Consider the following 25,471-nt stretch of genomic DNA (forward strand, 5'->3'; position numbering starts at 1 on the left):
TTTCTATTTTTCTTCACTTATTCAAGTCTAAAAATCTCTTAAAGACTTCCAGGTTGAACTTTTTCTGTTCTTCTACCATTATTTTCAGCTCAACTATTGTTAATTCGTTTTGTTCGAATCTTTCTTTTGCGACTTTCCTAAACTCTTTAAACTCTTCCCTAAACTCTTTCTGCTCTTTAATCATTTCCAACAAAATCGCTTGGTGCCCCGACAAAATCTTATCAGTGTTTTCTTGGTTGAACTCGACTTTTTGGAGTCGGCTCACGATTTCTGTCAGGTTTGACATGGCTCAGCCACCTTATTTGCATTGAAGGAAACTGAAAGGTAGTTCACGATTCCGTTTCGCTCAACACCGACACACATACTGTGCGCCACTTGGCAGCCTCGCGCTTCACCTTGTGGCACACCGCTTTGCGTGGGAATGCATACCGGCAGTGCCTCACGCTCCCACGCTGGAGCATGGTAGCGATTCATACCCAAAAATTAAAGAGGGCTTTAGAGACTTCCTTCAGCCGTTCGTTAAAGGGGGGGGGTTAAACGGCCTATCTCAATGAGCTATGTACAGGACAAAACTTCAGCAGGCCTGGTTTTTCAAAAGGCAGAAGTATGAGCTGACGCCCATGTAGGGTAATCTATGCGGTCTCTTACCTCCAGATAGACGACCATATTTCTAAAATCTGAATTAATATGTAACAGGTGTAACAGGTATTGATAAGGGAGGCAGCTGATGGCTAGAAATACACCCATTACTTTGGGTGAATACTTTGACGGGTTTGTGGAAGACCTGATCAAGCAGGGGCTTTATCAGACAGTTAATGAAGTTGTTAGGGATGCTTTGCGCAAGCTTGAGCAGAAATACCAGAAGCAAGACAAGCTCGAAGCCCTGAGGGCCAAGCTCGAAAAAGGCGAGAACAGTCCAGTAGTGGAAGACTTTGATCCTGAAAAGTTTCGGGAAAACATGAGAAGAAAACATGGGTGAGTTTGGGTTATACCGACCAGACATTATTGGCGTGGTTCATCAGAAAGCCGATTTGAAAAGCTGGCTTAATCACTAATTTTCCAGTCTTCATTAACTGTGACCCGTCTGAATTGCTGTGGATTTGGGTCACCAGCTCTTACTCTGTTTGACGCCTTGCAGGCAGGTTTGAAAGCGGACTTTTTAGAAATGATAAATGATTAGAGTCTGAAAATACTATTAGTGGAACTAGTTTGTAGTTGCACTGTCTAGAGCTAAAGGGATTAAAGGAATCAGTTTAATTTCATTATGAAGGTAAAGTAATTTGAACGATTCATAATTTAGAAACAGGAGGTATCTTACTATGAATCCAAACATTCAAGCACCCAGTCATCAAACAATTGATCGGGGCACACAAACAGAATTGAGCATAGACTCAAATCTTGGCAAGTTTCTGCGGCTGACCGTAAAAAGATCACTCTACGAAAACTACCTCTGGGATGCCCGTAAGTGGAGACATAGTAATCCTGATGATATACAGCGTGGTCCGGGCTTACTAATGAGGAGAATCTGTATGCCTATCGGTGTCACTTGCGGTTTGGCTGCCGCGCGACAAATGTCACTTGGCCCTTTAGGAATAATGGGTTCTGCAGCAACTGGGCTCATTCTCGGCGGTCAGGCAGGTTATCTGGCCGAGGCAGCTTTTATTAGAGAATGTCAGCGATTACAAGATCTTGAAAAAGCAGTTACTACTCAGCCACAGGGAGGCTCTAACCTGACTTCAAGCATCCCCCGGAATGAAGACAGAACCAATGCGCCACCATCATATGATGAATCTGAGCATAACGAGAGGCTTCGCCGAAGAGCAATAATTCGATCTGATGGAGAAGATCACTGACTATCCTTACTCTGTTTGCGCTCCCCTATTGCGCCACAGGGCACTTACAGGAACGAATGCACTCATTCCACTGTCCTATCCACGATCAGGGTATTATCATATTTCGATTAGCTCACTTTTAAAGCCCCCAAGGTTTATTAAGAATGGAACAGACCTTCATCGGTGATGATGGAATAGAACGTCAGTCACTGAGAGCCTACACAGAAAGCGCATACCTGAATTACTCCATGTATGTCATTCTGGATCGCGCTCTGCCCCATATTGGCGATGGCCTGAAGCCAGTACAGCGTCGTATTGTTTATGCCATGAGCGAGTTGGGGTTGAAAAATACCGCCAAGTTTAAAAAGTCAGCCCGGACAGTGGGTGATGTGCTGGGTAAGTTTCATCCCCATGGCGACTCAGCCTGTTACGAAGCCATGGTATTGATGGCGCAGCCCTTCTCATACCGCTACCCACTGGTGGATGGCCAGGGAAACTGGGGCTCGCCAGATGATCCCAAGTCTTTTGCTGCCATGCGATACACCGAGTCCAGGCTGACTCGATATTCTGATGTGCTGCTCGGTGAACTGGGGCAGGGCACCGTGGACTGGGTGCCTAACTTTGACGGAACACTGGAAGAGCCGTCCATTCTACCCGCCCGATTACCTAACCTGTTGTTGAACGGTACCACTGGTATCGCCGTCGGCATGGCGACGGATGTCCCTCCCCATAATCTGAGAGAAGTGGCAAACGCCTGCATTCATCTGTTGGATCATCCGGACTCTGGCACTGCCGAGCTGGTTGAGCATATTCAGGGGCCGGATTTCCCCACCGAAGCTGAAATCATTACCCCCCGCGAAGACATTCTTAAGATCTACGAGCAGGGGCGAGGCTCTCTGAGAATGAGAGCCGTCTACCAGCAGGATAACGGGGAGATCATTGTCACAGCGTTGCCCTACCAAGCTTCCGGGGCGAAAATTCTGGAGCAGGTGGCCGCCCAGATGCAGGCCAAAAAATTGCCCATGGTGGCGGACCTGAGAGACGAATCAGACCATGAGAATCCTACCCGACTGGTGATCGTTCCCCGTTCCAATCGTATTGATGTGGATGGCCTGATGAATCATCTGTTTGCCACCACCGATCTTGAGAAGACCTATCGGGTCAATATGAACATGATCGGTGTCGACGGTAAGCCCCAGGTCAAGGCCCTGGACACTCTGCTCAAGGAGTGGCTGGTCTGGAGAACCGATACCGTCCGGCGTCGCCTGCAGCACCGTCTGGATAAAGTGCTGGCCAGGCTTCATATCCTTGAGGGGTTGCTGGCAGCCTTCCTGAATATCGATGAAGTTATCGACATTATCCGCAATGAAGACAAACCCAAAGAAGTCTTAATGACCCGGTTTGCTCTCTCTGAAGTTCAGGCGGATGCCATCCTGGAAATCAAGTTGCGCCAGTTAGCCAAACTGGAAGAGATCAAGATCCGTGCCGAGCAGGAAGAGCTGGAAAACGAACGCAAGCATCTTGAGTTGACCCTCAGCTCCGAGCGCCGATTAAAAACTCTGGTCAAAAAAGAGATCAAGGCCGATGCTGCCGAGTTTGGCGATGATCGTCGTTCACCTCTGCGGATTCGTCAGGAGGCCCAGGCGCTCTCGGAAATGGATCTGATGACATCCGACCCAGTGACGGTCGTGCTGTCTGAAAAAGGCTGGGTGCGGTGCGCCAAAGGGCATGAGGTTGATCCTGTCGGCCTCAACTATAAGGCAGGGGATAAGTATCGACTGTCTGCCAAAGGCAAGAGTAACCAGTCTTCGGTCTTTATAGACTCCACCGGTCGTGCTTATTCTATTCAGACTCATACGCTTCCCTCTGCACGGGGTCAGGGTGAACCACTGACCGGTCGTGTTAATCCACCTTCCGGGGCAACCTTTGAAGGGCTGTGTATCGGTGACAGTCACGACTGTTATCTGCTGGCCAGCGATGCCGGTTATGGTTTTGTCGTTCAGCATTCCGATATGATCAGCAAGAACAAGGCCGGTAAGGCTCTGTTGACTCTGCCCAAATATTCCCAGGTCTTGTCGCCTATACCGGTAACAGGCGAGGGTCAGGTGCTGGCCGCCATTACCAACGAGGGGCGTATGCTGGTCTTTCCGCTGTCTGAACTGCCCAAGCTGGCAAAAGGGAAGGGCAACAAGATCATTAATATTCCTGCGGCACGGGCATCGGACCGAATCGAACTGATGGTTCATCTGTCGGTGATGCACTCAAGTGACGCTCTGGTTCTCTACGCAGGAAAACGTCATGTGACGTTGAAACCGGCAGACATGGAACATTATCACGGAGAAAGAGGGCGCAGAGGCAACAAGCTACCCCGTGGCTTCCAGAAAGTGGACCGTGTTGAGGTTATTCAGAGCTGACCCCACAAACCACGATGACGAGGTTGCAAAGATGCTCCGCTGCAACCTCGGACTATGGGTCAGCACTTTCGTGTGGAATTCAGGGAGCCAGCAAGGCTTATCGTGATGTTATTTTCTGGGGGCATAGTCAAAAACATCAGAGTGCAGGCTTTCTTCCGGGAATCCGTTGTCAATCATTACGTCATGTGTCGCATAAACCATTTGTGGTGAGCCGCTGATATAAGTCTGGCAATCAAGTAGCTTTTCGCGGTCGGCCAGTATCGCTTCATAGAGCAATCCGTGGCGTCCACACCAGTCATCTTCATGGCTGGCTTCACTGACCACTGGATGATAGTGAAGGCCCTGGCCCGACCATTGCACTGGAAGATTGGGCAGATAGAAGTCGGCCGGCGTCCGGGCTCCCCAGTAGAGATGCATCTCTCCGCTATGATGGCAACGCAGGCAATACTCGATCATACTTTTCATTTGCGAAAAACCGGTGCCAGCCGCAATAAAAAGCAGAGCCTGCTGTTGGTTCACGGAGCCAGGGAGGTAGCAATTTCCTGCGGGCATACTGACAGTCAGTAAACCTTCTCTTATTTCCCGAAAGAGCTGTTGAGAGTTAGGACTGCCTTTCAACCTTTGGATGTGCAGATCCAGATGTTGCTGGTTTTTTTGCGGCGCCGAAGCAATGGAAAAACAACAGCTTTCACTATTCTGAAGATGAGCAATAAGGTACTGGCCTGGGTAATAGTCAGGAAAGCCATCTGAGTCAGCCCTCAGTCTGACCCGATAGATGTCGGAACTGAGCAGCTGGGTATCGGCAACTGAACATTGCAGCTTTAACGACTTGGCTGTCTGCACAATGCTTCCCTCCTGAATGTCACCATCAGCAGGGATGTCCGGGAAGCCCCTGCTGACTGGATTAAAGTAACCGTTTCAGTCTATACCTAAATCACCCCAGAGTGCCTCAACCCGATCTTTGACTTCCTGTGTCATGGTGATGGTTTGACCCCATTCACGGTCGGTTTCCCCAGGCCACTTATTGGTGGCATCAAAACCGACTTTGGAGCCAAGACCTGCAACCGGTGAAGCGAAATCCAGATAATCAATGGGAGTGTTTTCAACAAAAACACAGTCCCTCTTAGGGTCCATACGCGTTGTCATGGCCCAGATCACATCGTTCCAATCCCTGGCGTTGACGTCATCATCAGTGACGATCACGAACTTGGTGTACATAAACTGCCTCAGGAATGACCATACACCCAGCATGACCCGTTTGGCATGGCCCGGATATTCCTTGCGCAGGGTGACTACCGCCATTCGGTAAGAACACCCTTCCGGTGGCAGATAAAAGTCCACAATTTCCGGAAACTGCTTTTTCAGAATAGGAACAAACACCTCGTTCAAGGCTACCCCCAGAATCGCCGGCTCATCGGGAGGTCTGCCGGTGTAAGTGCTGTGATAAATGGGATTCCTTCTGTGAGTGATGCACTCTACGGTAAAGACCGGGAAGCGCTCCACTTCGTTGTAGTAACCGGTGTGGTCACCAAACGGGCCTTCGTCAGCCATCTCTCCCGGATAAATATGCCCTTCCAGCACAATCTCGGCACTGGCAGGTACCTGGAGATCATTGGTGATGCTTTTGACCAGTTCCGTTTTACTGCCCCTCAGTAAGCCCGCAAAGGCGTACTCAGAAAGGCTGTCAGGCACCGGGGTGACAGCACCCAGGATAGTCGCCGGGTCGGCCCCCAGGGCCACTGTCACCGGGAAAGGTTTGTCAGGGTGTTGCTGCTGCCAGTCCCTGAAGTCCAGGGCGCCCCCCCGGTGAGAGAGCCAGCGCATAATCAGTTTGTTACGACCAATCAGCTGTTGACGATAGATTCCGAGGTTCTGGCGATCTTTTTCAGGTCCTTTGGTGATGACCAAAGGCCAGGTGACCAGAGGGCCTGCATCGCCGGGCCAGCAGGTTTGAACAGGGATCTGTTTCAGATTGACCTCATCACCTTTCAGCACGACTTCCTGGCAGGCCGCTTTACTGACCACTTTAGGTCCCATATTCAATACCTGTTTGAAGACAGGCAGCTTGGTCAGGGCATCGCGGAAGCCCTTGGGTGGGTCGGGCTCCTTCAGGTAGGCCAGAAGCTGACCAACTTCCTTAAGGGCGCTGACATTATCCTGCCCCATGCCCAGGGCAACCCGGCGCTCTGTGCCAAACAAGTTGGCCAGTACCGGCATATCGTAACCCTTTGGATTTTCGAACAGCAGTGCTGGTCCTTTCCTGCGAAGGGTTCGGTCGCTGATTTCGGTCATTTCCAGATACGGATCGACTTCGGTCTTGATTCTGACGAGTTCACCCTGCTTTTCCAGTAGCCTGATGAAGTCCCGGAGGTCCCTGTATTTCATTGGAAGTATAAGCCGAGGCTGAAAGAGGAAAGGGACAGGCTGGCCTGTCCCCGGAAAATGACGGATTACTTCCGCTTCATAGACTGGAAGAATTCTTCATTGGTCTTGGTGTGCTTCATACGGTCCAGCAAGAACTCAATGGCGGCAATTTCGTCCATAGGGTGCAGGATCTTGCGCAGAATCCACATACGCTGCAGTTCTTCTTCGGTGGTCAGGTAGTCTTCCCGACGGGTACCGGACTTGTTGAAGTTGATGGCAGGGAAGACACGCTTTTCAGCGATACGACGATCAAGGTTCAGCTCCATATTACCGGTACCCTTGAACTCCTCGAAAATCACTTCGTCCATCTTGGAACCCGTGTCCACCAGGGCGGTAGCCATGATGGTCAGGCTGCCACCTTCTTCGATGTTACGGGCAGCACCAAAGAAACGCTTGGGGCGCTCCAGTGCATGAGCATCGACACCACCCGTCAGCACTTTACCGGAAGAAGGAATAACCGTGTTGTAGGCACGAGCCAGACGGGTAATGGAGTCCAGCAGGATGACCACGTCTTTTTTGTGTTCAACCAGACGCTTGGCCTTCTCCAGAACCATTTCAGCCACTTGCACGTGACGTGATGGCGGCTCGTCGAAGGTAGAGGCCACTACTTCACCACGCACGGAGCGAGCCATTTCGGTCACTTCCTCTGGACGCTCATCAATCAACAGAACAATCAGGTGACATTCAGGGTTGTTACGGGTGATATTGGCTGCAATATTTTGCAGCATCAAGGTTTTACCCGCTTTGGGCGGGGACACGATCAGACCACGCTGGCCTTTACCGATCGGAGCCACCAGGTCGATGATACGACCGGTTAAATCTTCGGTGGAGCCGTTACCCATCTCCATAACCAGACGATTCTGTGGGAACAATGGGGTCAGGTTTTCAAAGAGTATTTTGTTGCGGGCGTTTTCTGGCTGGTCAAAGTTAATTTCATTCACTTTCAGCAGTGCAAAATAGCGTTCACCTTCCTTGGGTGGTCGAATTTTACCCGCGATGCTGTCACCAGTTCTCAGATTAAAGCGACGAATCTGACTGGGTGAAACATAGATATCATCAGGTCCCGCCAGATACGAGCTATCGGAGGAACGCAGGAAGCCGAAGCCATCCTGAAGGATCTCAAGAACACCATCGCCATAGATGTCTTCCCCGCTGCGGGCATGGCGCTTGAGGATTGAGAAAATGACATCCTGCTTCCGGGAACGGGCCAGATTTTCCAGGCCCATTTCATTTGCGATCGCCAGAAGTTCAGGAACAGATTTTTTTTTCAGTTCGGTAAGATGCATAAGAGTTCGCGAACGTTAAATTGAAAGGTAATGGCCGTCGTAGTTGCAGGAAGATCAGATATTATTGAGATTATTATATTCAGCATCGTTTAATACCGATGCCTGCCTAAGCTCATTAAAAAAACGGCTTTCAAGCTATACCCTGTAAATCGAGAGGGGCAAGCTCGAAACAAACGTGGCCGGAGTATTGTCTACTACTATCAGAAGAACCACCAAGGCTCCAGGAACACATCAACAGTTACACCCGAAACAGGCAGATCTGATAACTCCCGAATTCACAGTCTATATCCTTTTCTGGAAAATAATCAAGAACTCCTGTTACGTCAACTTTTCAGACACATTTTATTGAGAAAACTTCACGACCGGATCAGGCATAAAAACCGCAGCCTCACCCCTGTCTCTGGCTTCCACAAACCACATCCTGAGAAGACACCTGATTATTCATGGTTCTTGCTGGATAACAAACAGAGCCCTGAAGCAGGCCGGATGATAGCAAACCACCCGGCTGACTCTCTGTGGCTCAGCCGCCTTTTGACGAAAGTACCAGAAAAACTCTGGGACTTCTGAGACAGAAAGGTGGGTTGGTCACAGGTTGCTGTCAAGAAATGCTGTCAGCTGAGATTTGGACAGGGCCCCGACCTTGGTTGCTTCAACATTGCCGCCTTTGAACAGCATCAGTGTTGGAATACCGCGAACGCCATACTTTGGTGGTGTGGCTTCGTTGTCATCAATGTTCAGTTTGCAGATTTTCAACTTACCATCGTAGTCCAGTGCGATCTCGTCCAGCACGGGTGCGATCATTTTACAGGGACCACACCATTCAGCCCAGTAGTCGACCAGTACGGGGCCTTCTGCCTTCAGTACGTCCTCTTCGAAGGTAGCGTCTGTCACATTGACAATTTCGCTCATGGAACGAATCTCCTAGCCATTTTGCTTAATGTCAGAGCACGAATCATAGCAAAGGGATCGTCCCGGTAACAAATTCGTTGCTCTGATTTTAGTAGTAAGCGGTAGTTTACAGGGTTATCTTTGTTTGTATACGGCTGATAGTCCGAATTAGATTCCACTGCCCGTAAATTCGTGGGTCATTCGCCGTACTCACCGGATAATGTGCCGTAACGAGAGCCTTCTGTTATATTGCTGAGTAGTTAAGTACTGGCCAGTTGCTTTCGCATATTCTGGCCCGATCATTCAACCAACCGTCCGTCAGCCGACTGGCGACGGGAGTGTCGCAGAAAAATATTATGAAAGACCAGGGTCGTATTGAGTCCGATAGCCAGCCTCTGGTGGCAGCTATCGATCTGGGTTCCAACAGCTTTCACATGATTGTCGCCAAAGTGGAGCAGGGAGAAATCAGGCCGATTGAACGGCTTGGAGAAAAAGTGCAGCTGGCTGCCGGCCTGAGTAAGGATGACCGCCTTTCTGAACAGGCCATGACCAGGGGGCTGAATTGCCTGGCACAGTTTGCCCAGTATATGTCGGGAAGGCGCTTTCAAGCACTCCGTGTGGTGGGCACTAACGCTCTTCGAAAAGCGAAAAACAGCGGCGATTTTGTCGCAAAAGCCGAAAAAATCCTCAATCATCCTATTGAAATCATTGCCGGTCGGGAAGAGGCACGCCTGATCTATCTGGGCGTGGCTCAAACTCAATCAGACGACAACGATCGTCGAGTTGTGATCGATATTGGTGGTGGCAGTACCGAGCTGATTATAGGTGAACGCTTCGAGCCCAGGTTACTTGAGAGCCTTCATATGGGTTGTGTCGCTTATACCGACCGTTTTTTTTCTGGTGGGGAGCTATCCTCCGAACGCTTTCAGTCGGCTTACTATGCCGCACGCCTGGAACTCCTGAACATTGAACAGGCCTACAAAAAACTTGGCTGGGTGGACACAGTGGGATCCTCTGGCTCTATTCGGGCAGTGAGTACAATTCTCTCGGCCATGGGTCACGGTGAAGTCATTACCCGGGAAAAAATGGAGTTGCTGAAAAGCCGGATTCTGGAGTTCTCGCATACCGGCAGAGTCCGCTTCCCCAGTCTGAAACCAGATCGTCAGGCTATCTTCCCAGCCGGGATGGCCATTTTAATGGCATGTTTTGACGCATTCGAGATAGAAAGGATGCATTATTCAGACGGTGCTCTTCGGGAGGGTGTGCTTTATGACATGCTGGGGCGGGATCGTCATGAGGATGTCAGGGGCCGAACCCTTTCGGCGTTGATGGAGCGCTATCATGTTGATCGCACCAATGCCGAAGGCATTAACCGATATTCTCTGGCCTGTTTTGATCAGGTCAGCCAAAGCTGGAGACTGGAGGCTTCGGACCGGGAGTTGTTGAACTGGGCCTCACTGCTGTGCGAGGTGGGTCTGGATATTTCACATTCACAATACAACCGCCACGGCGCTTATCTGATCCAGCACTCGGACCTGATGGGATTCAATAAAGAGCAGCAGAGAAAACTGGCCCTACTGGTGCATGGTCATCGCAGGACCCTTCCAAAAGGGTTGCTTGAACATTCAGACAGCCACCTGCTGTTAAAACTGACCGTGCTCCTGCGTACGGCGATTGTACTCAACCATATACGGGACGGGACATTCTCCCATTATGATTTAACAGCGGGCAACCGTACTTTAAAGGTCAGCTTTGAGCCAGACTGGTTAAGGGATCATCCACTGACAGCAGCGGACTTTGAACGAGAAAAAATGTATCTGAACAAAGTCGGCTTCAAGTTAACTGTGAGCTGATGGGTCCGGGGACTGCTCCGAAGACTGCTCCGAAGAGATGTCAAACTCATGGTACTCTTCCCTGTCTCTTGTCAGCATGATGACGGCACCATCAATGAGGTTGGTGCAGGCATCGTGAACATGAGCGCTGTCATTCAATAGCGAGCTGGCAATAAACGGGTCTACCTGTCCGGAGCGAATCAGTTTGTTCAGAGTCTCGTGGGTTTGCCCGTCTCGTTCCCTGAGTTCTTTCTTCAGTTGGTCTGCGTGTTCACGAATATGGCTGTAGCTGCGTCGAACGCCCAAAATATCAACCAGCTTGAGCACAGAAGCCAGACAGAGCCTCAACTGGTTGTACTGCTCTCGAATCTGCTCATTTTCCGACTGGGTGTATTTGCCCATATTCTTGTAGATATGCTTGACGTGCTTAATGGCCTGAACAAAGTCACGACAGGCCACCTTCAAGGCAAACAGCTCCTGGGCCTGCTGCCTGGGAAGTTTTCCCTCCAGGGCACCAGAGTACTGGATAATATCGGCATAGATACCTTTCACATGGCGAATATAAAGTTCCTTGATGGTCCAGGGCTGATCTTCCCTGCGCCAGCTTTGAACCAACTCTTCAAGGTTGTCAGACTCACGAAGCTTCTCACCACTGAGATAAATGCCATAACAGATCAGCTCCAGAGTATTGCGATAGAGGTGGCCACACTCCTTGGTAATGGCTCTCAATGCGGTATCGGGATAACTGAGTGTGACCGGGTTCAGGTAAATGGCTCTTTCTACCTTCAGAGATTCGTCTCCCGCAAGATTCAACGGAGCCTGCGGTGTGTTATCCGTAAAAAGCTTCTGAAGCCAGTGCACCATTTTATTGAGGAAGGGTAACAGGGCCATGATGCCAATGATGTTGAACAAGCTATGAAAGATGGCCAGTTTCAGGGTGTAGTTATTAGCAGCAATGCCAGATGCGGAAGCCAGATAGTCCACCGCCCCCATCAAAGGCTTGAGAGCAACAATAGCAATGAACGCGGTGATGATATTGAAGGCAAGGTGGGCAACCGCCAGCCTTTTTCCTTCCGCATTGGCACTGATGGCTCCGAGGATAGCAGTAATGGTGGTACCAATATTTGAACCGATGGCCAGTGCCAAAGCATTCTCATAGCTGAGCTGGCCTGCCGCAAGAGCCGAGAATGTCAGCACCATTGTTGCATTGGTTGACTGCATAATAATGGTGGCCAGCATACCTGCCCCGGTGTACACCAACACGCCCAGAAAGCCCTGCATGGCAAATTCAGCCAGATCAATGGAACTCCTGAAGGCATCAAAACCCACCTTCATAAAATCAATACCGAGGAAGAGAAACCCTATCCCGAGCAGGATGTAGCCAAACCCATTAATATTCCTGTGCTTATTGGATTTCAGGATCAGCCCTATCACCAGCAGCGGCATGGCATAGGCCGACAATTTAACCTTCAAGCCAAACAAAGCCACCAGCCAGGCACCAGCAGTACTGCCAAGGTTGGCACCAAAAATAATGCCAATGCCTGCCGTCAGCCCTATTAATCCGGCGCTGAGAAAGGAGATGACAATAACCGAGACCAGGGAACTGGACTGGAGAAAAGCGGTGGAAATCACCCCAAAAGACAAGCTTTTCCATATCTTATCGGTGGTTTTCTTGAGCAGAGTCTCAAGCAGCCCTCCGGTATAGACCTTGAAGCCCTGCTCCAGGTAAACCATACCAAACAAAAAAATGGCAACACCCGCCGCTATCACACGAAACTGGGGGCTTACCCAGAAACCATAGGTCAGGATAACGATGATAAAAGGTAAAAAAAGCCGACCCAGCATGCCTGATTGAAAACTCATAAGCCGTCCGAAGAGTAACTTCATTACCGTCGTTATCGGCGTTTTGGTCTGGACTTTTCAATTAATTTATCCGTAACAGAACTGTCACTAAAGAGTCAGGAGTCAGGCCCGATAATAGGGTTTCCACGAGGTTTGACCCATTCATCAACAATGACTGACAACCTCATAGAAAGATATTAAGTATTTAAAAGGCTGTGACGGCAAGTTTCATAACAGGGAACTTCGTTCAGATAGTTGAGTGATGAGGTTAAGAAGATGGCCGGAAATCTGATAGTGAAAGATCGAGTCACCTGCGAGCAGGGGCGGTTGTATCAATGCCTGCGAAATGGTCGGGTCAGGGTACTGATGGACAGTGGCGAGGTCAGAGAGTACTTTGCCAAAGACCTGGTGGGTACGCTCGCCAACAGTCCTGTGACGGGGCCTTCAGAAAGGCGTCGTCTAAAACAATAATGAAGCTGAACAGAGGAGCAGCCACAGAGACAAATGGCTCTGCTGGCTGTTCAAAAGTAAACCGTTCACCAGTGCCCTTTGGCCAATTGAGCTTGTCGGCCAGAAATACCCATAGCGTATTTCATCACTTCCCTGACAGCCGGTTTGGATTTACCCGCAATACCCAGTGCCACATTTCGCAACATTTTCAGAGGTGCATTGTTGTTGCTGAAAGCGAGATAGAAAGCATCCATGGTGCTCATCATGACCTGGTTGTCTGTGCGACGAGCCTTTTCATACCTCGATAACACCTTCTGATCTCCAGGGGACTCACCCGCTTGAAAAGCATCAGTCAGTACCTCTGCCAGCCAGGCAACATCCTGAAAACCCAGGTTGACCCCCTGACCCGCAAGAGGGTTGATAGTGTGTGCAGCATCACCTGCCAGCACTACGCTATGGGTAAAATAGTTCATGGCATGACGACGGGCCAGCGGGAACGATCCTCTCTCGTGCAGCTTGACCAAGCGCGGTAACTCTTTGGGAAAGGTCGTCGAAAGCGCTTCCAGAAACTCCCCGTCCGAAAGCTTCATCAGTTTCCGGACATTCTCAGGCAGGTTATACCAGACGATAGACGCATAACTTTTGCCATCAATATCAGGCAATGGCAGAAAGGCTTCCGGTCCCGTGGCAGTGAAAGCCTGCCAGGTAATATCCTGCAAGCCCCCTTCAATTTCAACCGTCGCCACCAGACACTGCTGCTCATATTCACGAGTGCTCAGACGGATATTAGCCTGCTCCCTGACCCTGGACCGGGCACCGTCAGCCCCAATCAGCAGATTCGCAGTAAACCGGCGTCCGTCCTGCAGCATGACTTCAGGCTTTTCACCCTTGAGATTCATACGTTCAATGGTTGCCGGGGCAAACACCGATACCGACTCTATATCTTCAAGCCTTCTTAACAGCGCCAGCTGAGTGACACGATTCTCAACAATAAAACCCAGCTGCTCATGCCTGATATCTGCCGCATTGAATAGGGTTTGATTAGAACGCTTAGCCAACTCTCTTCCGGATGGGAAATGCAATTTCTCCCACACCGCCATGCGTCGGTAAGGGCACATTCTCATGGCTTGCATGTGGGGCCAGGCTCCCAGGTTTTTCAGAATCTGCTCCGATGCATAGCTCAGCGCCGAGACTCTCAGATCCGGTAACTGATCAGGTTTAAATGCTGAAGGTAAAGTCCGGTCAAAAACCGCAACCCGAATACCTTTGAGACCCAAAGCGCAGGCCATTGCAGCACCTACCATACCTGCGCCAACCACTATTACATCGTAGTTTTCTGATTTCACCATAGCCTGACTTTCCCATTAGCTCAGAGTCTGTGAACGGCTGGCCTATATGACCACAAGGTTACTGAATGCTCAACTACTCAAATTAAACCAACCAAATCAAACCACCCAAATCAATCTTGCATATTTATCAACTACTGCTAAATACAATGTCATCATAAATAAAATTTATTAAGTGAGTATTAAAATGCAGTATCGGTTTCTTCCGATAGTTCTTTTCCTTGTGTCATTTCACAGCAAGGCTGGGCAATGGCAGGGTTTAACCCAACGACCGGCGTCTTACCATCAACATCAGGCAATGCTATTGCATGACCTGACCAGGTTCTCTGAACCGTTGGCTAATGTATTGCCGCTTCTTGTCCCTTTAAAACAACATCAGAATGATGAGTTGTTTTACCCATCCGAACCAACAGCCAATGATCGGATAAAAGAATCTTTACAACTGGAAGTTGTTACTCCTTCTGCCTCAACCATTCAGATTTCCAAAGCCAGTAACGGTGTTTTCGTCACTGACTTTAAAACCTCAGAAAGCGACTCCAGAGCAACATCCACATCAGGGCAGGTCTATCTGAATCAGCTGGATACACTGACACTGAATAAGATAAGGCTGGTGTTTGACACTCAGGACAACACCCTGAGATTTTCTTTTCACGGAAACACGTTCATTATTCGCGAATTCAGCGATTCTGAACTTTCTGAACCCTATCAGTCATTCCTGGTCCCGGCGGTCTTATTAATGCCGGAAGTCCTCCAACTGGTCGTAAACCTGATCCAGCACCTGAATGAGCACCCTGAAGGTATAGAAGGAGAGGAAGCTTTCGCCGGAGGAATGCTCGAACAGACTGATGTGAATGAGTATTTGATTTTTTCCGACTTTCCTCTGTTTCCTACTTATCCCAACACAAGCTTTTGCAGAGGCAGCAGTCACTGTATTCCCCTAGGCCAATACGCCTGGCTGGTTTATTCAGGGCACGGAAAAGCGGCCATTATCAGCGATCCTTATTCCTCCGATGAACCTTCGGATGGCAAAAAAGGAAAAGGGTCTAATAGCAACAAACGAAAGACGACCTATACACCTGCTCCTGCCGACTTTACTAACTTTCGGATAGGGAATACTCGCGGCTCTTATCAAAGGCTTGGGTCCGGTTCCAGCTCTGACGGTGAAGACAATGAACCACCGAGAAAACCGACAGATTATTCCAAAACACTTCCGGCAGACAAAAACGACTTTGAAGAATTTGAAGAATATGATGAGACCAATTTCCTGATACCTACGGATGATGAAGCTGAACAGCAAGATGCCCAGGTAAGATCTGACGAGGAAATGTCTGTCAATGACAGGCTGACACGTCGTGCCGTTCAAGGCAAAAGAAAAGGGAAGCTGCGACTGGATATCCTCGGTGTTAAATCCGGTAGTGCGAAGGGAGCTTCGTCCAGGACACCCTCCCCCCCGGAAACACCTTGTAATTCTGATCAGGGATCTCCTGAAACAGAAACAACCATTGATACTCCTGACACAAGCGCACCGCTATCGGACAATGCAGAGAAGCCCGTCGATCATTCGAGCAAAAGAGAACAGCAGAAAGGTATGTCATCCAAAGAACGAAAACAGTTCGTTGATATTGGCAGCATCTAAACGTCCGGATCGCTCTCATCGTGATCCTCGTCTTCGTCTTTTTGCCGGGCCCGCCGCTCAGAAAGCTTTCGGGCCCCACGTTTTTTATTACGTTTTTTTGAGGCTTTTCTGGATCGCAGGTTACGGCCAGATTCCTGCCCCCGCTCTTTTTGGGGGACTATAGGCTGATACTCATCACCTGCCTGTTCAGCACTTTTACTCTGGTCGCCTGAGCTTTTGTTTGGGTTCTCGCCATAGTCCAGGGCCGTAGAAGTAGAAGATGGATTGATCTTCATTCGCTGCGCTTCCTTGCTGACCTACAAGAGAGTGTACCCTGAAAAATCTTTTACCACCAAGAGCCAGTACCTGATCAGGTACTTGGTAGGCGCATTGATTTTTTTGACTTCCTCCCCTACTTACCTCCATCCTGATCATGCATTCTGGCTCTATGGGCATCAAGCTCTGAACGTCTCGTGTACCGGCTGGTACAGCCATCAATACCGCACTCGTAACCCCCCACGCCATGCTTTCGGACTTTATGAGTATCAAAATCTGAAGGCTTCGTGTACCGGTAGGTACAGCGATCAATGCCGCACTCGTACCCCCCCACGCCATGCTTTCGGGCTTTATGAGAAGCTATATCTGCAGGCTTCGTGGATCGGTAGGTGCAGTCATCAATGCCGCACACGCACCCCCCCAGACCATGCTTTTGGGCTCTATGAGCAGCTAAGCTTGAAGGGGTCGTGGGGTGGTAGCGGTAGGTGCAGCCATCAATGCCGCACTCTTCACCCCCCAAGCCATGCTTATGAGCTTTGTGAACAACAAACTCTGAACTTTTCGTGTATCGGTAGTTGCAGTCATCAATGTCGCACTCATAACCCCCCATACGATGTTTATGAGCTTTATGAGAAGCAAAATCTGCAGGCTTCTTGTACCAGTAGGTGCAGCCATCAATACCGCACTCGCCCCCTCCCGCGCCATGCCCATCTGCAGAGCCGGTTTTCCCGGACGTTTTCCTTCTTTTAGTGGGAGGGGGGGTCAGATCGTTAGTTGTACTGTCAGCTTCTCTGCAAGCAGCAAGAACTTCAGCAGAGTGGCTTACCAAATTCAAGTCAGATTCCTGGCCACTTGCTTGCGGATAGCTATCTGTTCTGCAAGCGAAAGAGTTATCCGAGGTTGAATAGCACTGGGTGCTTGTGGAGGGAACCACAAAGTTTTCAAGCGCCTCGCGGCACTGGTTGCAAAAACACTCCAAAGGATGTCTGTAAAGAACATCCGAGGTTGAATACTGGCTGCTTGTGGAGGGAAACACAATGTTTTCAAGCGCCTCACGGCACTGGTTGCAAAAACACTCCAAAGGATGCCTGTCAAGAACATTAAAGGTTGAGTCGCACTGGGAGCTTGCGCAGGGAGCCACAATGTTTTCAAGTACCTCACAGCACTGTTGGCAAAAACAATTCAAAGGATGTCTGTCAAAAACATCCGGAGCAAAGATACAGAATCCTTGCTGGCTACCACATGGCTGTTCGTAGCAATTTTCGCCATAGGTATGTCCAGAGTGAGTGGGCCAGCCCGAATGGTCATCATGACCATCGTTAATGAGTGAAAAATACGAGCTGCCTGCGCTGCCTGAATGTATATTGAGGGGCTGACCGTAATCCCCTGGACTCGTTGTCCAGAAATCGTTGCCGCCGCCAGTGTTGCCCATCAAAGTGATGATTGGAACCCAGGAAAAAGGCTGGCTTGTCGAGGCGGTATTTCGGTCAACCTCAACGATAAAACCGTGGGTCTGCGACTCAGCCAGACAGGCGAAAGGCACCAAGACTAATAAGTGGAAGATTAGATATTTAATGACCCTGTCCTTTCGTTTTTCTACAAATCAGAACCGGTAAGGATAGACAAAGGGAAATGTGCGCGCTTTCTAAGGCTGGGATGGCTGCATAAGCAACCATCCGGGGAAGGCATGTTGTATCAGGAAGCCTGATCAGGAATACCGGTCGTTTAAAAGATGTCAACAGAGCTGGATATAGCGCAGGGTGATACCGTACTTGTTAAGGAAAGAAGCGGCCAGCTCTCTCTGGGAAGACTTAACCGGTTGCTCCACCATAACCGCTTCTACAATGGTATCTTCAGGATTATTCAACAACGCCAGCCGCCAGTTTACGGCAGCGGACTCCATAGCGGTAACACCAGGATTAAAGGCCGCATTGGCACCGTAACGCCCCGTCACAATTCGTCCACTCCTTAATCTCAAAGCTATTCCGGCACGACTCTGGCAGACAGGCGCATAACTTTTGGAAGCTGCAAACAGAGCGACCTCTACCAGCTCATCTCCTTCCAGCTCTGCTGGCAGTTCCAGTGGGTAACTGAGATCGCACATCAGGGCACCGTCTTCCATGCCCAGGTCAGCCGGTCCAAAACGGTCCGGAAGCAGGTCATCGAGCCTATAGCGCTGAACCGTATCTTGGGCATGACGATAAACAATGACTTCCAGTTGATCGGCTCGGCACAACTCATTCAGAAACTGTCGGCAGTGACCGCAGGGGGCTTCATTCACCACCAGACGCTTCAAGCTTTGCTCACCACGATGCCAGGCATTGACCACGGCAAATTGCTCAGCATGTATTGTCACTTTCAAGGGTTGCCCGGTGAATTCAAGATTGGCCCCCAGATAGAGCGAACCCGACAGCCCTTCCGCCACGACACCAACCCGAAAATCAGAGATTTCAGCCACGCTCAAGGAGGCTGCCACGGATAATAACCGGATCATCAGCCCTTCCAGGGAGAGATCCAGAGCCTCTTTTAATGCCTCAACCTGAGCAGCATCGAGCTTACCCAGTTGCGCAGGGATTTTCTCGAGCAGAGGCACAGCAGAGGCAGGAAATTCGGCAATTTTTTGATTAAAGTCTGAAGTGATTTGCATTGCGTTTTCCGGCTGCAATGATGTACGGAAAGCAACCATACCTCAATCTGGATTTCTTTCCACCCGGAAACCACTCTTACCCCTATATTCTTTAGATGGTACCTCTAAGGAAGTATTTGGCAGCCAACTATTTTCAAAGAGCAACAAAGGCTCTAGTCTATGCTGTCTGTATTCATTTCACTGGTGTCTCTGCCACCCATGCAACAGAAGCCTATCATCATTTTTGACTCCGGAGTCGGGGGTCTCAGTATTTACCAGGAAATCAGAGCAAAGCTGCCGTTTATGCCTGTGATTTACTGCTCTGACAACGAAGGCTTTCCCTATGGCCCTAAGCCTGAGAATGATGTGATTGACCGAACCCTGCATTGCCTGACACGACTGGTGGTTAAATTTCAGCCAGCCCTGGCCATCATCGCCTGCAATACGGCCAGCACCGTTTCATTGCCCAGGGCCCGACAGTTACTGGACATTCCTGTTGTTGGCGTGGTGCCAGCCATCAAACCTGCCAGCCAGAGGTCAAAAAAGCGCATCATTGGTCTTCTGGCGACACCGGGAACGGTTGCAAGAGATTATACCGATCAGCTGATCCATGAGTTTGCCAAAGACTGTGAGGTGATCAAGGTCGGAAGCACTGAACTGGTGCATCTTACTGAACAGCATCTGCGCGGTGAAACAATCAATCCAGATGATCTGAAAAAGATTATTGAACCGCTGTTCAGTGGCAACAACTGGCCAGACTGTATTGTTTTGGGTTGCACCCACTTTCCACTGATTCGGGGGCTTCTGGATTCTATCGTACCTGCTCCCGTTACCTGGGTTGATTCAGGAGAGGCTATTGCCCGCAGAGTGGCCTCTTTGCTGCAGACGCTCCATTCCCACCATGAAGAACCTGAACATCGCTTCTTTTATACAGGTTCTGACAAATCGGTCACACCCTTGCTGCCTACTCTGGCAGCCATGAATTTTTCGGAAATAACCCGCCTGAAGTAACCCTGATTATCGTCTACTCTCAATGCCATGTTTTTAAAACAACTTGAGAGACGATATTATGCTTATTCAAAAATTGAGATATTCAAATTACACGCCACTATTCATGCTGTTTATACTGTCACTTGCTTCACCTTCTGCCTTTTCTTCTCCGTATTTAGGCTCGAATTCTTGGCTAAATTCTCTGGCAACCATGTTTGTTCTTCACTCCGCTATTAACCCTCCCGGTCATCACAATGCCGGTTTAGCAGACGCCAGCAGTGTTGGCTCTTGCCGCGGTAGTTGCCAGTTTGAGCCACAGCTGCATGAATACTTTAAAGGCAGCAGCGTTGTTCTTTTTGTCAGGGCCGTTCAATCCCCTTGCGCACACCGCATTTTTGATGAATTTGATGATCAAAAGGAGATTTGGTTTGGGGACTGGGATCATGAATTGAATTTCATCGGTTTATTTATGATGAAAATACAAATGAACGGCACATTGTCAACAATAAAGGATTATAGTGGACGCTTTTCTTATTCTTATAAAGTAGAGAATCAGGGCGCTAACCTCCAAATAGTTTTTAAGGATGTACAACAAGAAGAAGCCGGATTTTATGGTGTACGCTTCCGTTATGATTCCTGGCCGTCAGTTATGTTCACATGCAAGGTTGAGCTGAGACACATTTTTCATGGACCCGTGCGTCCAAATATTGCTGTTCTTAAGGGCAATGAAGCCAGGTTCCAATATAGATTCAATCCTACGGTTGATAATGAAATACCCTCACTGGATTCAGTTCGCTTTGGCCCCCAACAAAAAAATGGCAGTATCGAAACCTATCTTTACTGGCAGAAAGACGAGGGAGAAAGTGGCCTCCATGAAAATGCTGAAAAACACCTTCCAGTGAGCCTTTCCAATCCAAGAACTATATCACTGGATCTTTCAGATCTTGGAAACTATACCTTCGCTGTCATTCTGCATGGAGTCAATGTAAACGATACTGGTCGTTATCTTTGTGATATAGAAGTGACACGCTCTCTAAAAACGCTTCATACGCTCACCACAAACCTTATTGTCAATGCCAGTCTCACCGAGCCTGAGATGATAGAATCATCAAGCCAAAGTCCAGCTCCGAAAACCCATGCTCTCCATTCCGATGGGACTACTTCTGACAGGACTACTTCCGGTGAGACTACCAGCAGAAAAAAAGCTCTGACGATTAAACTCAGCTTACCCACCGCTACCCATGCACCAATAACTGGGCAGCAATCTCAACAGGGCTGTCTTTATCCTGACCCGGCACAGAAAACGTCATCACGAACTTACGGTGAAGGAATAGGAGCAGGAATCGCCATAGGAATCCCCACAGGTGCGGTTATAGTGGCTATAGCTGCGCGTCTTCTCATTTTTGCTCGTCATTACCAAAACAACCAGAACGATCACCTTATTGGGAACGATTATACTTCTGGTAATGGTGATATTCTGCTTCAAATGAAATAATTATCATTTGCCTAACCAGTTGGAGATAAGCCTAACTGGCCAGGCACCGATACCTACAGTGGGCTCAGGTTGGCATAAGCCATCATCAGCCATTTTGAGCCTTCTAAATCAAAGTTCACCTGGACTCTTGCCTGACTGCCTTCACCCTCATAGTTCAGGACCACGCCTTCACCAAAGACATCGTGATGAACCCGCTGGCCCAAAGCCAGTCCACGGTCAGAGGTTGGAACATATTTTTGGACAGAAACAGGACGACTGATTGTTCCACCCAGACGCACTTCCTGCAGCAACTCACCGGGTATTTCCCGAATAAAGCGGGAAGGGCGATTCAGGGTGTCATTCCCATAAAGCCTGCGACTCTCTGCATAGGTGAGATAGAGCTTTTCCATCGCCCGGGTAATCCCGACATAACAGAGTCGTCTTTCTTCTTCCAGGTTACCTTCTTCCAGAGACATCTTGTGAGGGAACAAACCTTCTTCCAGACCGGCAAGAAAAACCAGCGGAAATTCCAGCCCTTTGGCCGAGTGAAGCGTCATCATCTGGACGCTGTCTGCAAACGCGTCAGCCTGATTGTCCCCGGCTTCCAGAGCCGCATGAGCCAGAAACGCATCCAGGGGAGACATAGGCTCGGCCTCTTCATCCTGATCCATGTCGTCAATATCAAACTCACTACAGGCGGTGACCAGCTCCTCCAGGTTTTCTACCCTGGCACGACCTTTTTCCCCTTTCTCTTTCTGGTGATGATCGATCAGACCAGAGACCGATATAACATGGTCAGCTAATTCCCCCAGATTCAGCGCATCACCGGAAGCACTCAGGCTTTCTACTAACTCAACAAATTCCCCCAGGGAACGACCGGCTTTGCCACCAATCGTACTGGCCGCAACCACCGTTTTGATAGCACCCCATAAGCTCAAGCCCTGTGAACGGGCTGTTTCACGGAGCTTTTCAACGGTTTTTTCACCAATGCCACGAGTAGGGATATTGATAACTCTTTCCAGGGAAGTATCGTCATTGGGCGAGCTGACCAGTCTCAGGTAGGCCAGGGCATTCTTGATTTCCGCTCGTTCAAAGAACCGCTGACCACCATAAATTCGATAGGGAATAGCTGCCTTGAGCAGAGCTTCTTCCAGAATACGGGACTGGGCATTAGAGCGGTAAAGTATCGCCATACCGCTGCGATCCATTCCCTGTTCCGAAGCGTCACGGATGCGATCGGTAATAAACTGAGCTTCCTGCACTTCGTTAAAACCGGCATAAAGCCGGATGGGCTCTCCCTCATTGCCGCTGGTCCATAGCTCTTTACCCAGCCTGTCCGGGTTATTGGCAATCACCGCATTGGCCGCACGCAGGATGTTGCTGGTAGAACGGTAATTTTGTTCCAGCCGGATGGTTTGGGCTTTTGGAAAATCTTGTGAGAACTGTCGTATGTTTTCAATACGGGCGCCACGCCAGCCGTAAATCGACTGATCGTCATCACCAACGATCATCATTTTGTCCTGATCACCGGTCAATATTCGCAACCAGGCATATTGAATAGCGTTGGTATCCTGAAATTCATCCACCAGCAGGTAACGGAATCGCTCTTGATAGTGCTGAAGAATATCCGGCCTTTTCAGCCAGAGTTCATGTGAACGTAACAGCAGCTCACCAAAATCAACGACGCCTGTCTGGTTACAGTAATCATGGTAAGCCCGGTAAACATCCAGCATGGTTCTCTCAAAAGGATCGTAACCAGGATCGATATAGTCAGGTCTCAGCCCTTCGTCTTTCTTGCTGTTGATGTACCACTGAGCCTGTCGGGGCGGCCACTTCTGGTCATCCAGATTCATGGCCTTCATCAGACGTTTTATGACCCTGAGCTGATCATCACTGTCGAGTATCTGAAAGTTCTCGGGCAGTCCTGCATCCTGATAATGGGTTCTCAACAACCGGTGAGCCAAACCGTGGAACGTCCCAACCCACATGCCGCGGGGTGGAATCCCAAGCAGCTCTTCAATACGGCTTCGCATCTCCGCCGCCGCTTTGTTGGTAAAGGTCACGGCCATAATAGAGTAGGGCGACATGCCTTCAGCCTGAATCAGCCAGGCAATACGGTGCACCAGAACCCGGGTTTTACCACTACCAGCCCCTGCCAGAACCAGCAGTGAACCCGGAGGACTTGTGACCGCCTGTCGCTGGGCATCGTTCAGGGAGTCAATGATAGGGGTTACGTCCATAGACAGCATTCTTTCCAGCTAGATAAACACTATGCAGTCCGGCTGCTCAATTTGAAACCGGAGCTGCTATGGAATTGTACAGGTTTTTAGCAACATCGTCGTAAACTCTATTTTGGACGAGGGTTTACTACCACTCTCCTGAAAAAACCAACTGCCAAAAATCACGGTTGTGAGACATGTCTCACATACTTTGTCGTATTTTTCTCTTGTTCTCCTTAAGCATTTTTCATAACTTCGTAATGGTCAGGAAGCATCATAAAAAACTATAAAAAACAAAGGGGTGTCGGCATGGCTAACAAAGATAAACAACTCAAGAAAGATTATCTTCAGGAAGAAGAAATTATTCGAGACGATTTACCAAACAAAGGTTCAAAACGCGCACTGCAGATTCGAAGAGCCCTGGAAGACAGAGAAGAAACCAAAAGACTCAGTTCGTTCTTTGGCGACAGCTATTGGGGCGATGTCTGACAGTCCATTCTTCAGCCTCTTATTCAAGGGGCTGAAACCTCCCTATACCATTTAATATCACCCAACTCTCTACCGTGACCTGACCGAACATCTGGCCAACAAACCCATCTATTAAAAACACAGGCATTCACGAACAGTAATGGTTATAATATAACGTTTCCTTTACAAGCTGAATCAACTGCCTCTTATGACACTCTCAAGAAAACCAAAGACAATGATCTGGCTGGCTGGCCTTTTACTCTCTCTGGCCCTGCCAGCCTGGAGTGAAGAGCCACCCAAAGTACTATCGTCCATTAAGCCGGTACAGCTGATTGCCGCTGCCATCACCGAAGGTGTCACTCCGGCTGATGTGCTGCTTCCTCCGGGTGCCTCTCCCCACAGTCATAGCCTGAAGCCTTCAGACGCCAGAAAGCTGTACGAAGCCGATGTTGTTTTCTGGGTCGGGCCTGATATGGAAACCTTTCTCGATAAAACCCTGTCAGGTTCGACAAAAGCGGTCTCCGTACCCTTAATGCAGGAAAGCCAGTTGGAGCTTCTGAAGATGAATGAAGGAAATGAAGAAGTCCATCACCATCATGCCGAAGAAAGCGATCACCACCACCATCATCACCACGGCGAGTACGACGCTCATATCTGGCTGAACCCAAATAATGCCATAGCGATGGCCAAAACCATGTCAGAGACGCTGAGCAAGCTGGATCCTGAACATAAACAACAGTATCAGGATAACTACAAAGCATTCGAAAAAGCAGTTCAGGCAGCAGACAAGCGTAATAACAGCAAACTGGTTGATTACCATAATCAGCCCATGTTTGTTTTCCATGACGCTTACGGTTACCTGCAAAAGCATTACCAGTTGAATATTGTCGATCACTTCACGGTCAGTCCGGAACAGCAGCCGGGTGCGAAACATCTGACTCAGTTGCAGGAAAAACTAAACGACGCCGGTAACAGCTGTGTTTTCCGAGAACCACAATTCCAGCCTGCTTATATTGACCGGATCATTGAAGGCACCAATGCCCATGTTGCCGTGCTTGACCCTCTGGCCACTGATGTAGCGGTCGGCCCCGATGGCTATGTAGAGTTCATGGATAGTTTGACGAGTAGCATTGTCAGCTGTCTGGAGCAGTAGTCATTGTTTAAAATCCTTCTTGAATACACACTGTGTGTATTCTAATATTGACGCTATAGTGCTTGTCGTGCGTATGGTTGCGGCTTTCCGGGAAGCTTGGTTGAGGTTGTATGAAAAGCCGAGAAATTATACGCATGCTTGAGGATGCAGGGTGGGTTTTGCACCGAGTGAAAGGAAGTCACCATCACTTCAAGCATTCTGAGCGCCCAGGGTTAGTGACAGTCCCCCATCCGAAACACGACATATCCAAAAAGACGCTGGACAGTATTCGCAAACAGGCTGGCATGAAGAACCCACCAGCAGGATAGTTGTCAGTGCTATCCAGTCACGGATAAA

The 25,471-nt window shown here is 49.3% G+C and carries 23 protein-coding genes; 12 read left to right on the forward strand and 11 right to left on the reverse strand.

The features are described 5' to 3' along the window. Positions 1-13 precede the first annotated feature (13 nt). On the reverse strand, positions 14-286 hold the full coding sequence (locus tag K7B67_RS20165; protein ID WP_252177646.1) for a hypothetical protein: 273 nt from the start codon (positions 284-286) through the stop codon (positions 14-16). A gap of 441 nt (positions 287-727) precedes the next feature. Between K7B67_RS20165 and K7B67_RS20170 the strand changes: the two genes are divergently transcribed. The 3 genes from K7B67_RS20170 to parC all read left to right on the forward strand — a co-directional run bounded on the left by K7B67_RS20170 (position 728) and on the right by parC (position 4,246). Further along, a complete protein-coding gene (locus K7B67_RS20170) occupies positions 728-979 on the forward strand; it encodes a type II toxin-antitoxin system ParD family antitoxin (protein ID WP_252177647.1) in 252 nt (83 codons plus the stop codon). A 340-nt stretch (positions 980-1,319) separates the two neighbouring features. After that, complete coding sequence (locus tag K7B67_RS20175; RefSeq protein WP_252177648.1) at positions 1,320-1,853, forward strand: hypothetical protein; 534 nt, start codon at positions 1,320-1,322, stop codon at positions 1,851-1,853. A 143-nt stretch (positions 1,854-1,996) separates the two neighbouring features. Then, entirely contained in the window at positions 1,997-4,246 is a 2,250-nt protein-coding gene (gene parC, locus K7B67_RS20180; RefSeq protein WP_252177649.1) for a DNA topoisomerase IV subunit A, read from the forward strand. A gap of 108 nt (positions 4,247-4,354) precedes the next feature. Here the strand turns inward: parC and K7B67_RS20185 are convergent, their stop codons facing one another. The 4 genes from K7B67_RS20185 to trxA all read right to left on the reverse strand — a co-directional run bounded on the left by K7B67_RS20185 (position 4,355) and on the right by trxA (position 8,865). Beyond that, the gene (locus K7B67_RS20185; protein WP_252177650.1) at positions 4,355-5,089 is read right to left on the reverse strand and encodes an NAD(P)H-flavin reductase; all 735 of its coding nucleotides are present in this window, start codon (positions 5,087-5,089) and stop codon (positions 4,355-4,357) included. A 75-nt stretch (positions 5,090-5,164) separates the two neighbouring features. Then, positions 5,165-6,631 carry a 4-hydroxy-3-polyprenylbenzoate decarboxylase gene (gene ubiD, locus K7B67_RS20190; RefSeq protein ID WP_252177651.1) on the reverse strand — a complete coding sequence of 489 codons (1,467 nt, stop codon included), beginning with the start codon at positions 6,629-6,631 and terminating at the stop codon, positions 5,165-5,167. Between the two features lie 65 nt (positions 6,632-6,696). Then, a complete protein-coding gene (rho, locus tag K7B67_RS20195; RefSeq protein WP_252177652.1) occupies positions 6,697-7,956 on the reverse strand; it encodes a transcription termination factor Rho in 1,260 nt (419 codons plus the stop codon). Positions 7,957-8,541: 585 nt separating this feature from the next. Continuing rightward, the gene (gene trxA / locus K7B67_RS20200) at positions 8,542-8,865 is read right to left on the reverse strand and encodes a thioredoxin TrxA (protein ID WP_252177653.1); all 324 of its coding nucleotides are present in this window, start codon (positions 8,863-8,865) and stop codon (positions 8,542-8,544) included. A 317-nt stretch (positions 8,866-9,182) separates the two neighbouring features. Here trxA and ppx point away from each other — a divergent pair, with 317 nt between their 5' ends. Further along, the gene (gene ppx, locus K7B67_RS20205; protein WP_346658240.1) at positions 9,183-10,697 is read left to right on the forward strand and encodes an exopolyphosphatase; all 1,515 of its coding nucleotides are present in this window, start codon (positions 9,183-9,185) and stop codon (positions 10,695-10,697) included. Here ppx and K7B67_RS20210 read toward each other — a convergent pair. Further along, positions 10,683-12,539, reverse strand: a complete 1,857-nt coding sequence (locus K7B67_RS20210; protein WP_252177654.1) for a Na/Pi symporter — start codon at positions 12,537-12,539, stop codon at positions 10,683-10,685. The two genes, ppx and K7B67_RS20210, sit on opposite strands and share 15 nt — an antisense overlap. A gap of 273 nt (positions 12,540-12,812) precedes the next feature. On the opposite strand from K7B67_RS20210, the gene K7B67_RS20215 reads away from it, so the two are divergent. After that, a complete protein-coding gene (locus K7B67_RS20215; RefSeq protein WP_252177655.1) occupies positions 12,813-12,989 on the forward strand; it encodes a hypothetical protein in 177 nt (58 codons plus the stop codon). A gap of 65 nt (positions 12,990-13,054) precedes the next feature. Here K7B67_RS20215 and K7B67_RS20220 read toward each other — a convergent pair whose 3' ends face one another. Beyond that, entirely contained in the window at positions 13,055-14,317 is a 1,263-nt protein-coding gene (locus K7B67_RS20220) for an FAD-dependent monooxygenase (RefSeq protein ID WP_252177656.1), read from the reverse strand. Positions 14,318-14,612: 295 nt separating this feature from the next. Here K7B67_RS20220 and K7B67_RS20225 point away from each other — a divergent pair, with 295 nt between their 5' ends. Next, complete coding sequence (locus tag K7B67_RS20225) at positions 14,613-15,950, forward strand: hypothetical protein (RefSeq protein ID WP_252177657.1); 1,338 nt, start codon at positions 14,613-14,615, stop codon at positions 15,948-15,950. On the opposite strand, the gene K7B67_RS20230 is transcribed toward K7B67_RS20225, so the two are convergent. Together K7B67_RS20230 and K7B67_RS20235 are read right to left on the reverse strand one after the other, a co-directional pair. Further along, positions 15,947-16,225, reverse strand: a complete 279-nt coding sequence (locus tag K7B67_RS20230) for a hypothetical protein (RefSeq protein ID WP_252177658.1) — start codon at positions 16,223-16,225, stop codon at positions 15,947-15,949. The genes K7B67_RS20225 and K7B67_RS20230 overlap by 4 nt on opposite strands. Positions 16,226-16,341: 116 nt before the next feature. Continuing rightward, positions 16,342-17,040, reverse strand: coding sequence for a hypothetical protein (locus tag K7B67_RS20235; RefSeq protein WP_252177659.1), 699 nt, complete (start codon positions 17,038-17,040; stop codon positions 16,342-16,344). Between the two features lie 354 nt (positions 17,041-17,394). Here K7B67_RS20235 and K7B67_RS20240 point away from each other — a divergent pair, with 354 nt between their 5' ends. Continuing rightward, entirely contained in the window at positions 17,395-17,535 is a 141-nt protein-coding gene (locus tag K7B67_RS20240) for a hypothetical protein (protein ID WP_252177660.1), read from the forward strand. A gap of 405 nt (positions 17,536-17,940) precedes the next feature. Here the strand turns inward: K7B67_RS20240 and cdd are convergent, their stop codons facing one another. Then, positions 17,941-18,852, reverse strand: coding sequence for a cytidine deaminase (gene cdd, locus K7B67_RS20245; RefSeq protein WP_252177661.1), 912 nt, complete (start codon positions 18,850-18,852; stop codon positions 17,941-17,943). A gap of 159 nt (positions 18,853-19,011) precedes the next feature. Between cdd and murI the strand changes: the two genes are divergently transcribed. Together murI and K7B67_RS20255 are read left to right on the forward strand one after the other, a co-directional pair. Beyond that, positions 19,012-19,842, forward strand: coding sequence for a glutamate racemase (gene murI / locus K7B67_RS20250; protein WP_252177662.1), 831 nt, complete (start codon positions 19,012-19,014; stop codon positions 19,840-19,842). Between the two features lie 58 nt (positions 19,843-19,900). After that, the gene (locus tag K7B67_RS20255; protein ID WP_252177663.1) at positions 19,901-21,316 is read left to right on the forward strand and encodes a hypothetical protein; all 1,416 of its coding nucleotides are present in this window, start codon (positions 19,901-19,903) and stop codon (positions 21,314-21,316) included. A gap of 53 nt (positions 21,317-21,369) precedes the next feature. Here the strand turns inward: K7B67_RS20255 and uvrD are convergent, their stop codons facing one another. Then, on the reverse strand, positions 21,370-23,535 hold the full coding sequence (gene uvrD / locus K7B67_RS20260) for a DNA helicase II (RefSeq protein ID WP_252177664.1): 2,166 nt from the start codon (positions 23,533-23,535) through the stop codon (positions 21,370-21,372). Positions 23,536-23,823: 288 nt separating this feature from the next. Here uvrD and K7B67_RS20265 point away from each other — a divergent pair, with 288 nt between their 5' ends. The 3 genes from K7B67_RS20265 to K7B67_RS20275 all read left to right on the forward strand — a co-directional run bounded on the left by K7B67_RS20265 (position 23,824) and on the right by K7B67_RS20275 (position 25,443). Further along, complete coding sequence (locus tag K7B67_RS20265; protein ID WP_252177665.1) at positions 23,824-24,003, forward strand: hypothetical protein; 180 nt, start codon at positions 23,824-23,826, stop codon at positions 24,001-24,003. A 214-nt stretch (positions 24,004-24,217) separates the two neighbouring features. Further along, the gene (znuA, locus tag K7B67_RS20270) at positions 24,218-25,135 is read left to right on the forward strand and encodes a zinc ABC transporter substrate-binding protein ZnuA (RefSeq protein WP_252177666.1); all 918 of its coding nucleotides are present in this window, start codon (positions 24,218-24,220) and stop codon (positions 25,133-25,135) included. Positions 25,136-25,245: 110 nt separating this feature from the next. Next, positions 25,246-25,443: a type II toxin-antitoxin system HicA family toxin gene (locus K7B67_RS20275; protein WP_256484592.1), complete on the forward strand. Its 198-nt coding sequence runs from the start codon at positions 25,246-25,248 to the stop codon at positions 25,441-25,443. The last annotated feature ends 28 nt before the right edge of the window (positions 25,444-25,471 follow it).

This window comes from Endozoicomonas sp. 4G (assembly GCF_023822025.1).
In the GTDB taxonomy this organism is placed as follows: domain Bacteria; phylum Pseudomonadota; class Gammaproteobacteria; order Pseudomonadales; family Endozoicomonadaceae; genus Endozoicomonas_A.

Coding starts and splice junctions, on each gene's coding strand:
- K7B67_RS20165 (WP_252177646.1), bottom strand. CDS start 286: ATGTCAAACCTGACAGAAATCGTGAGCCGACTCCAAAAAGTCGAGTTC.
- K7B67_RS20170 (WP_252177647.1), top strand. CDS start 728: ATGGCTAGAAATACACCCATTACTTTGGGTGAATACTTTGACGGGTTT.
- K7B67_RS20175 (WP_252177648.1), top strand. CDS start 1,320: ATGAATCCAAACATTCAAGCACCCAGTCATCAAACAATTGATCGGGGC.
- parC (WP_252177649.1), top strand. CDS start 1,997: ATGGAACAGACCTTCATCGGTGATGATGGAATAGAACGTCAGTCACTG.
- ubiD (WP_252177651.1), bottom strand. CDS start 6,631: ATGAAATACAGGGACCTCCGGGACTTCATCAGGCTACTGGAAAAGCAG.
- rho (WP_252177652.1), bottom strand. CDS start 7,956: ATGCATCTTACCGAACTGAAAAAAAAATCTGTTCCTGAACTTCTGGCG.
- trxA (WP_252177653.1), bottom strand. CDS start 8,865: ATGAGCGAAATTGTCAATGTGACAGACGCTACCTTCGAAGAGGACGTA.
- K7B67_RS20210 (WP_252177654.1), bottom strand. CDS start 12,539: ATGAGTTTTCAATCAGGCATGCTGGGTCGGCTTTTTTTACCTTTTATC.
- K7B67_RS20220 (WP_252177656.1), bottom strand. CDS start 14,317: ATGGTGAAATCAGAAAACTACGATGTAATAGTGGTTGGCGCAGGTATG.
- K7B67_RS20225 (WP_252177657.1), top strand. CDS start 14,613: ATGCTATTGCATGACCTGACCAGGTTCTCTGAACCGTTGGCTAATGTA.
- K7B67_RS20230 (WP_252177658.1), bottom strand. CDS start 16,225: ATGAAGATCAATCCATCTTCTACTTCTACGGCCCTGGACTATGGCGAG.
- K7B67_RS20240 (WP_252177660.1), top strand. CDS start 17,395: ATGTCTGTCAAAAACATCCGGAGCAAAGATACAGAATCCTTGCTGGCT.
- cdd (WP_252177661.1), bottom strand. CDS start 18,852: ATGCAAATCACTTCAGACTTTAATCAAAAAATTGCCGAATTTCCTGCC.
- murI (WP_252177662.1), top strand. CDS start 19,012: ATGCTGTCTGTATTCATTTCACTGGTGTCTCTGCCACCCATGCAACAG.
- K7B67_RS20255 (WP_252177663.1), top strand. CDS start 19,901: ATGCTTATTCAAAAATTGAGATATTCAAATTACACGCCACTATTCATG.
- uvrD (WP_252177664.1), bottom strand. CDS start 23,535: ATGGACGTAACCCCTATCATTGACTCCCTGAACGATGCCCAGCGACAG.
- K7B67_RS20265 (WP_252177665.1), top strand. CDS start 23,824: ATGGCTAACAAAGATAAACAACTCAAGAAAGATTATCTTCAGGAAGAA.
- znuA (WP_252177666.1), top strand. CDS start 24,218: ATGATCTGGCTGGCTGGCCTTTTACTCTCTCTGGCCCTGCCAGCCTGG.
- K7B67_RS20275 (WP_256484592.1), top strand. CDS start 25,246: ATGAAAAGCCGAGAAATTATACGCATGCTTGAGGATGCAGGGTGGGTT.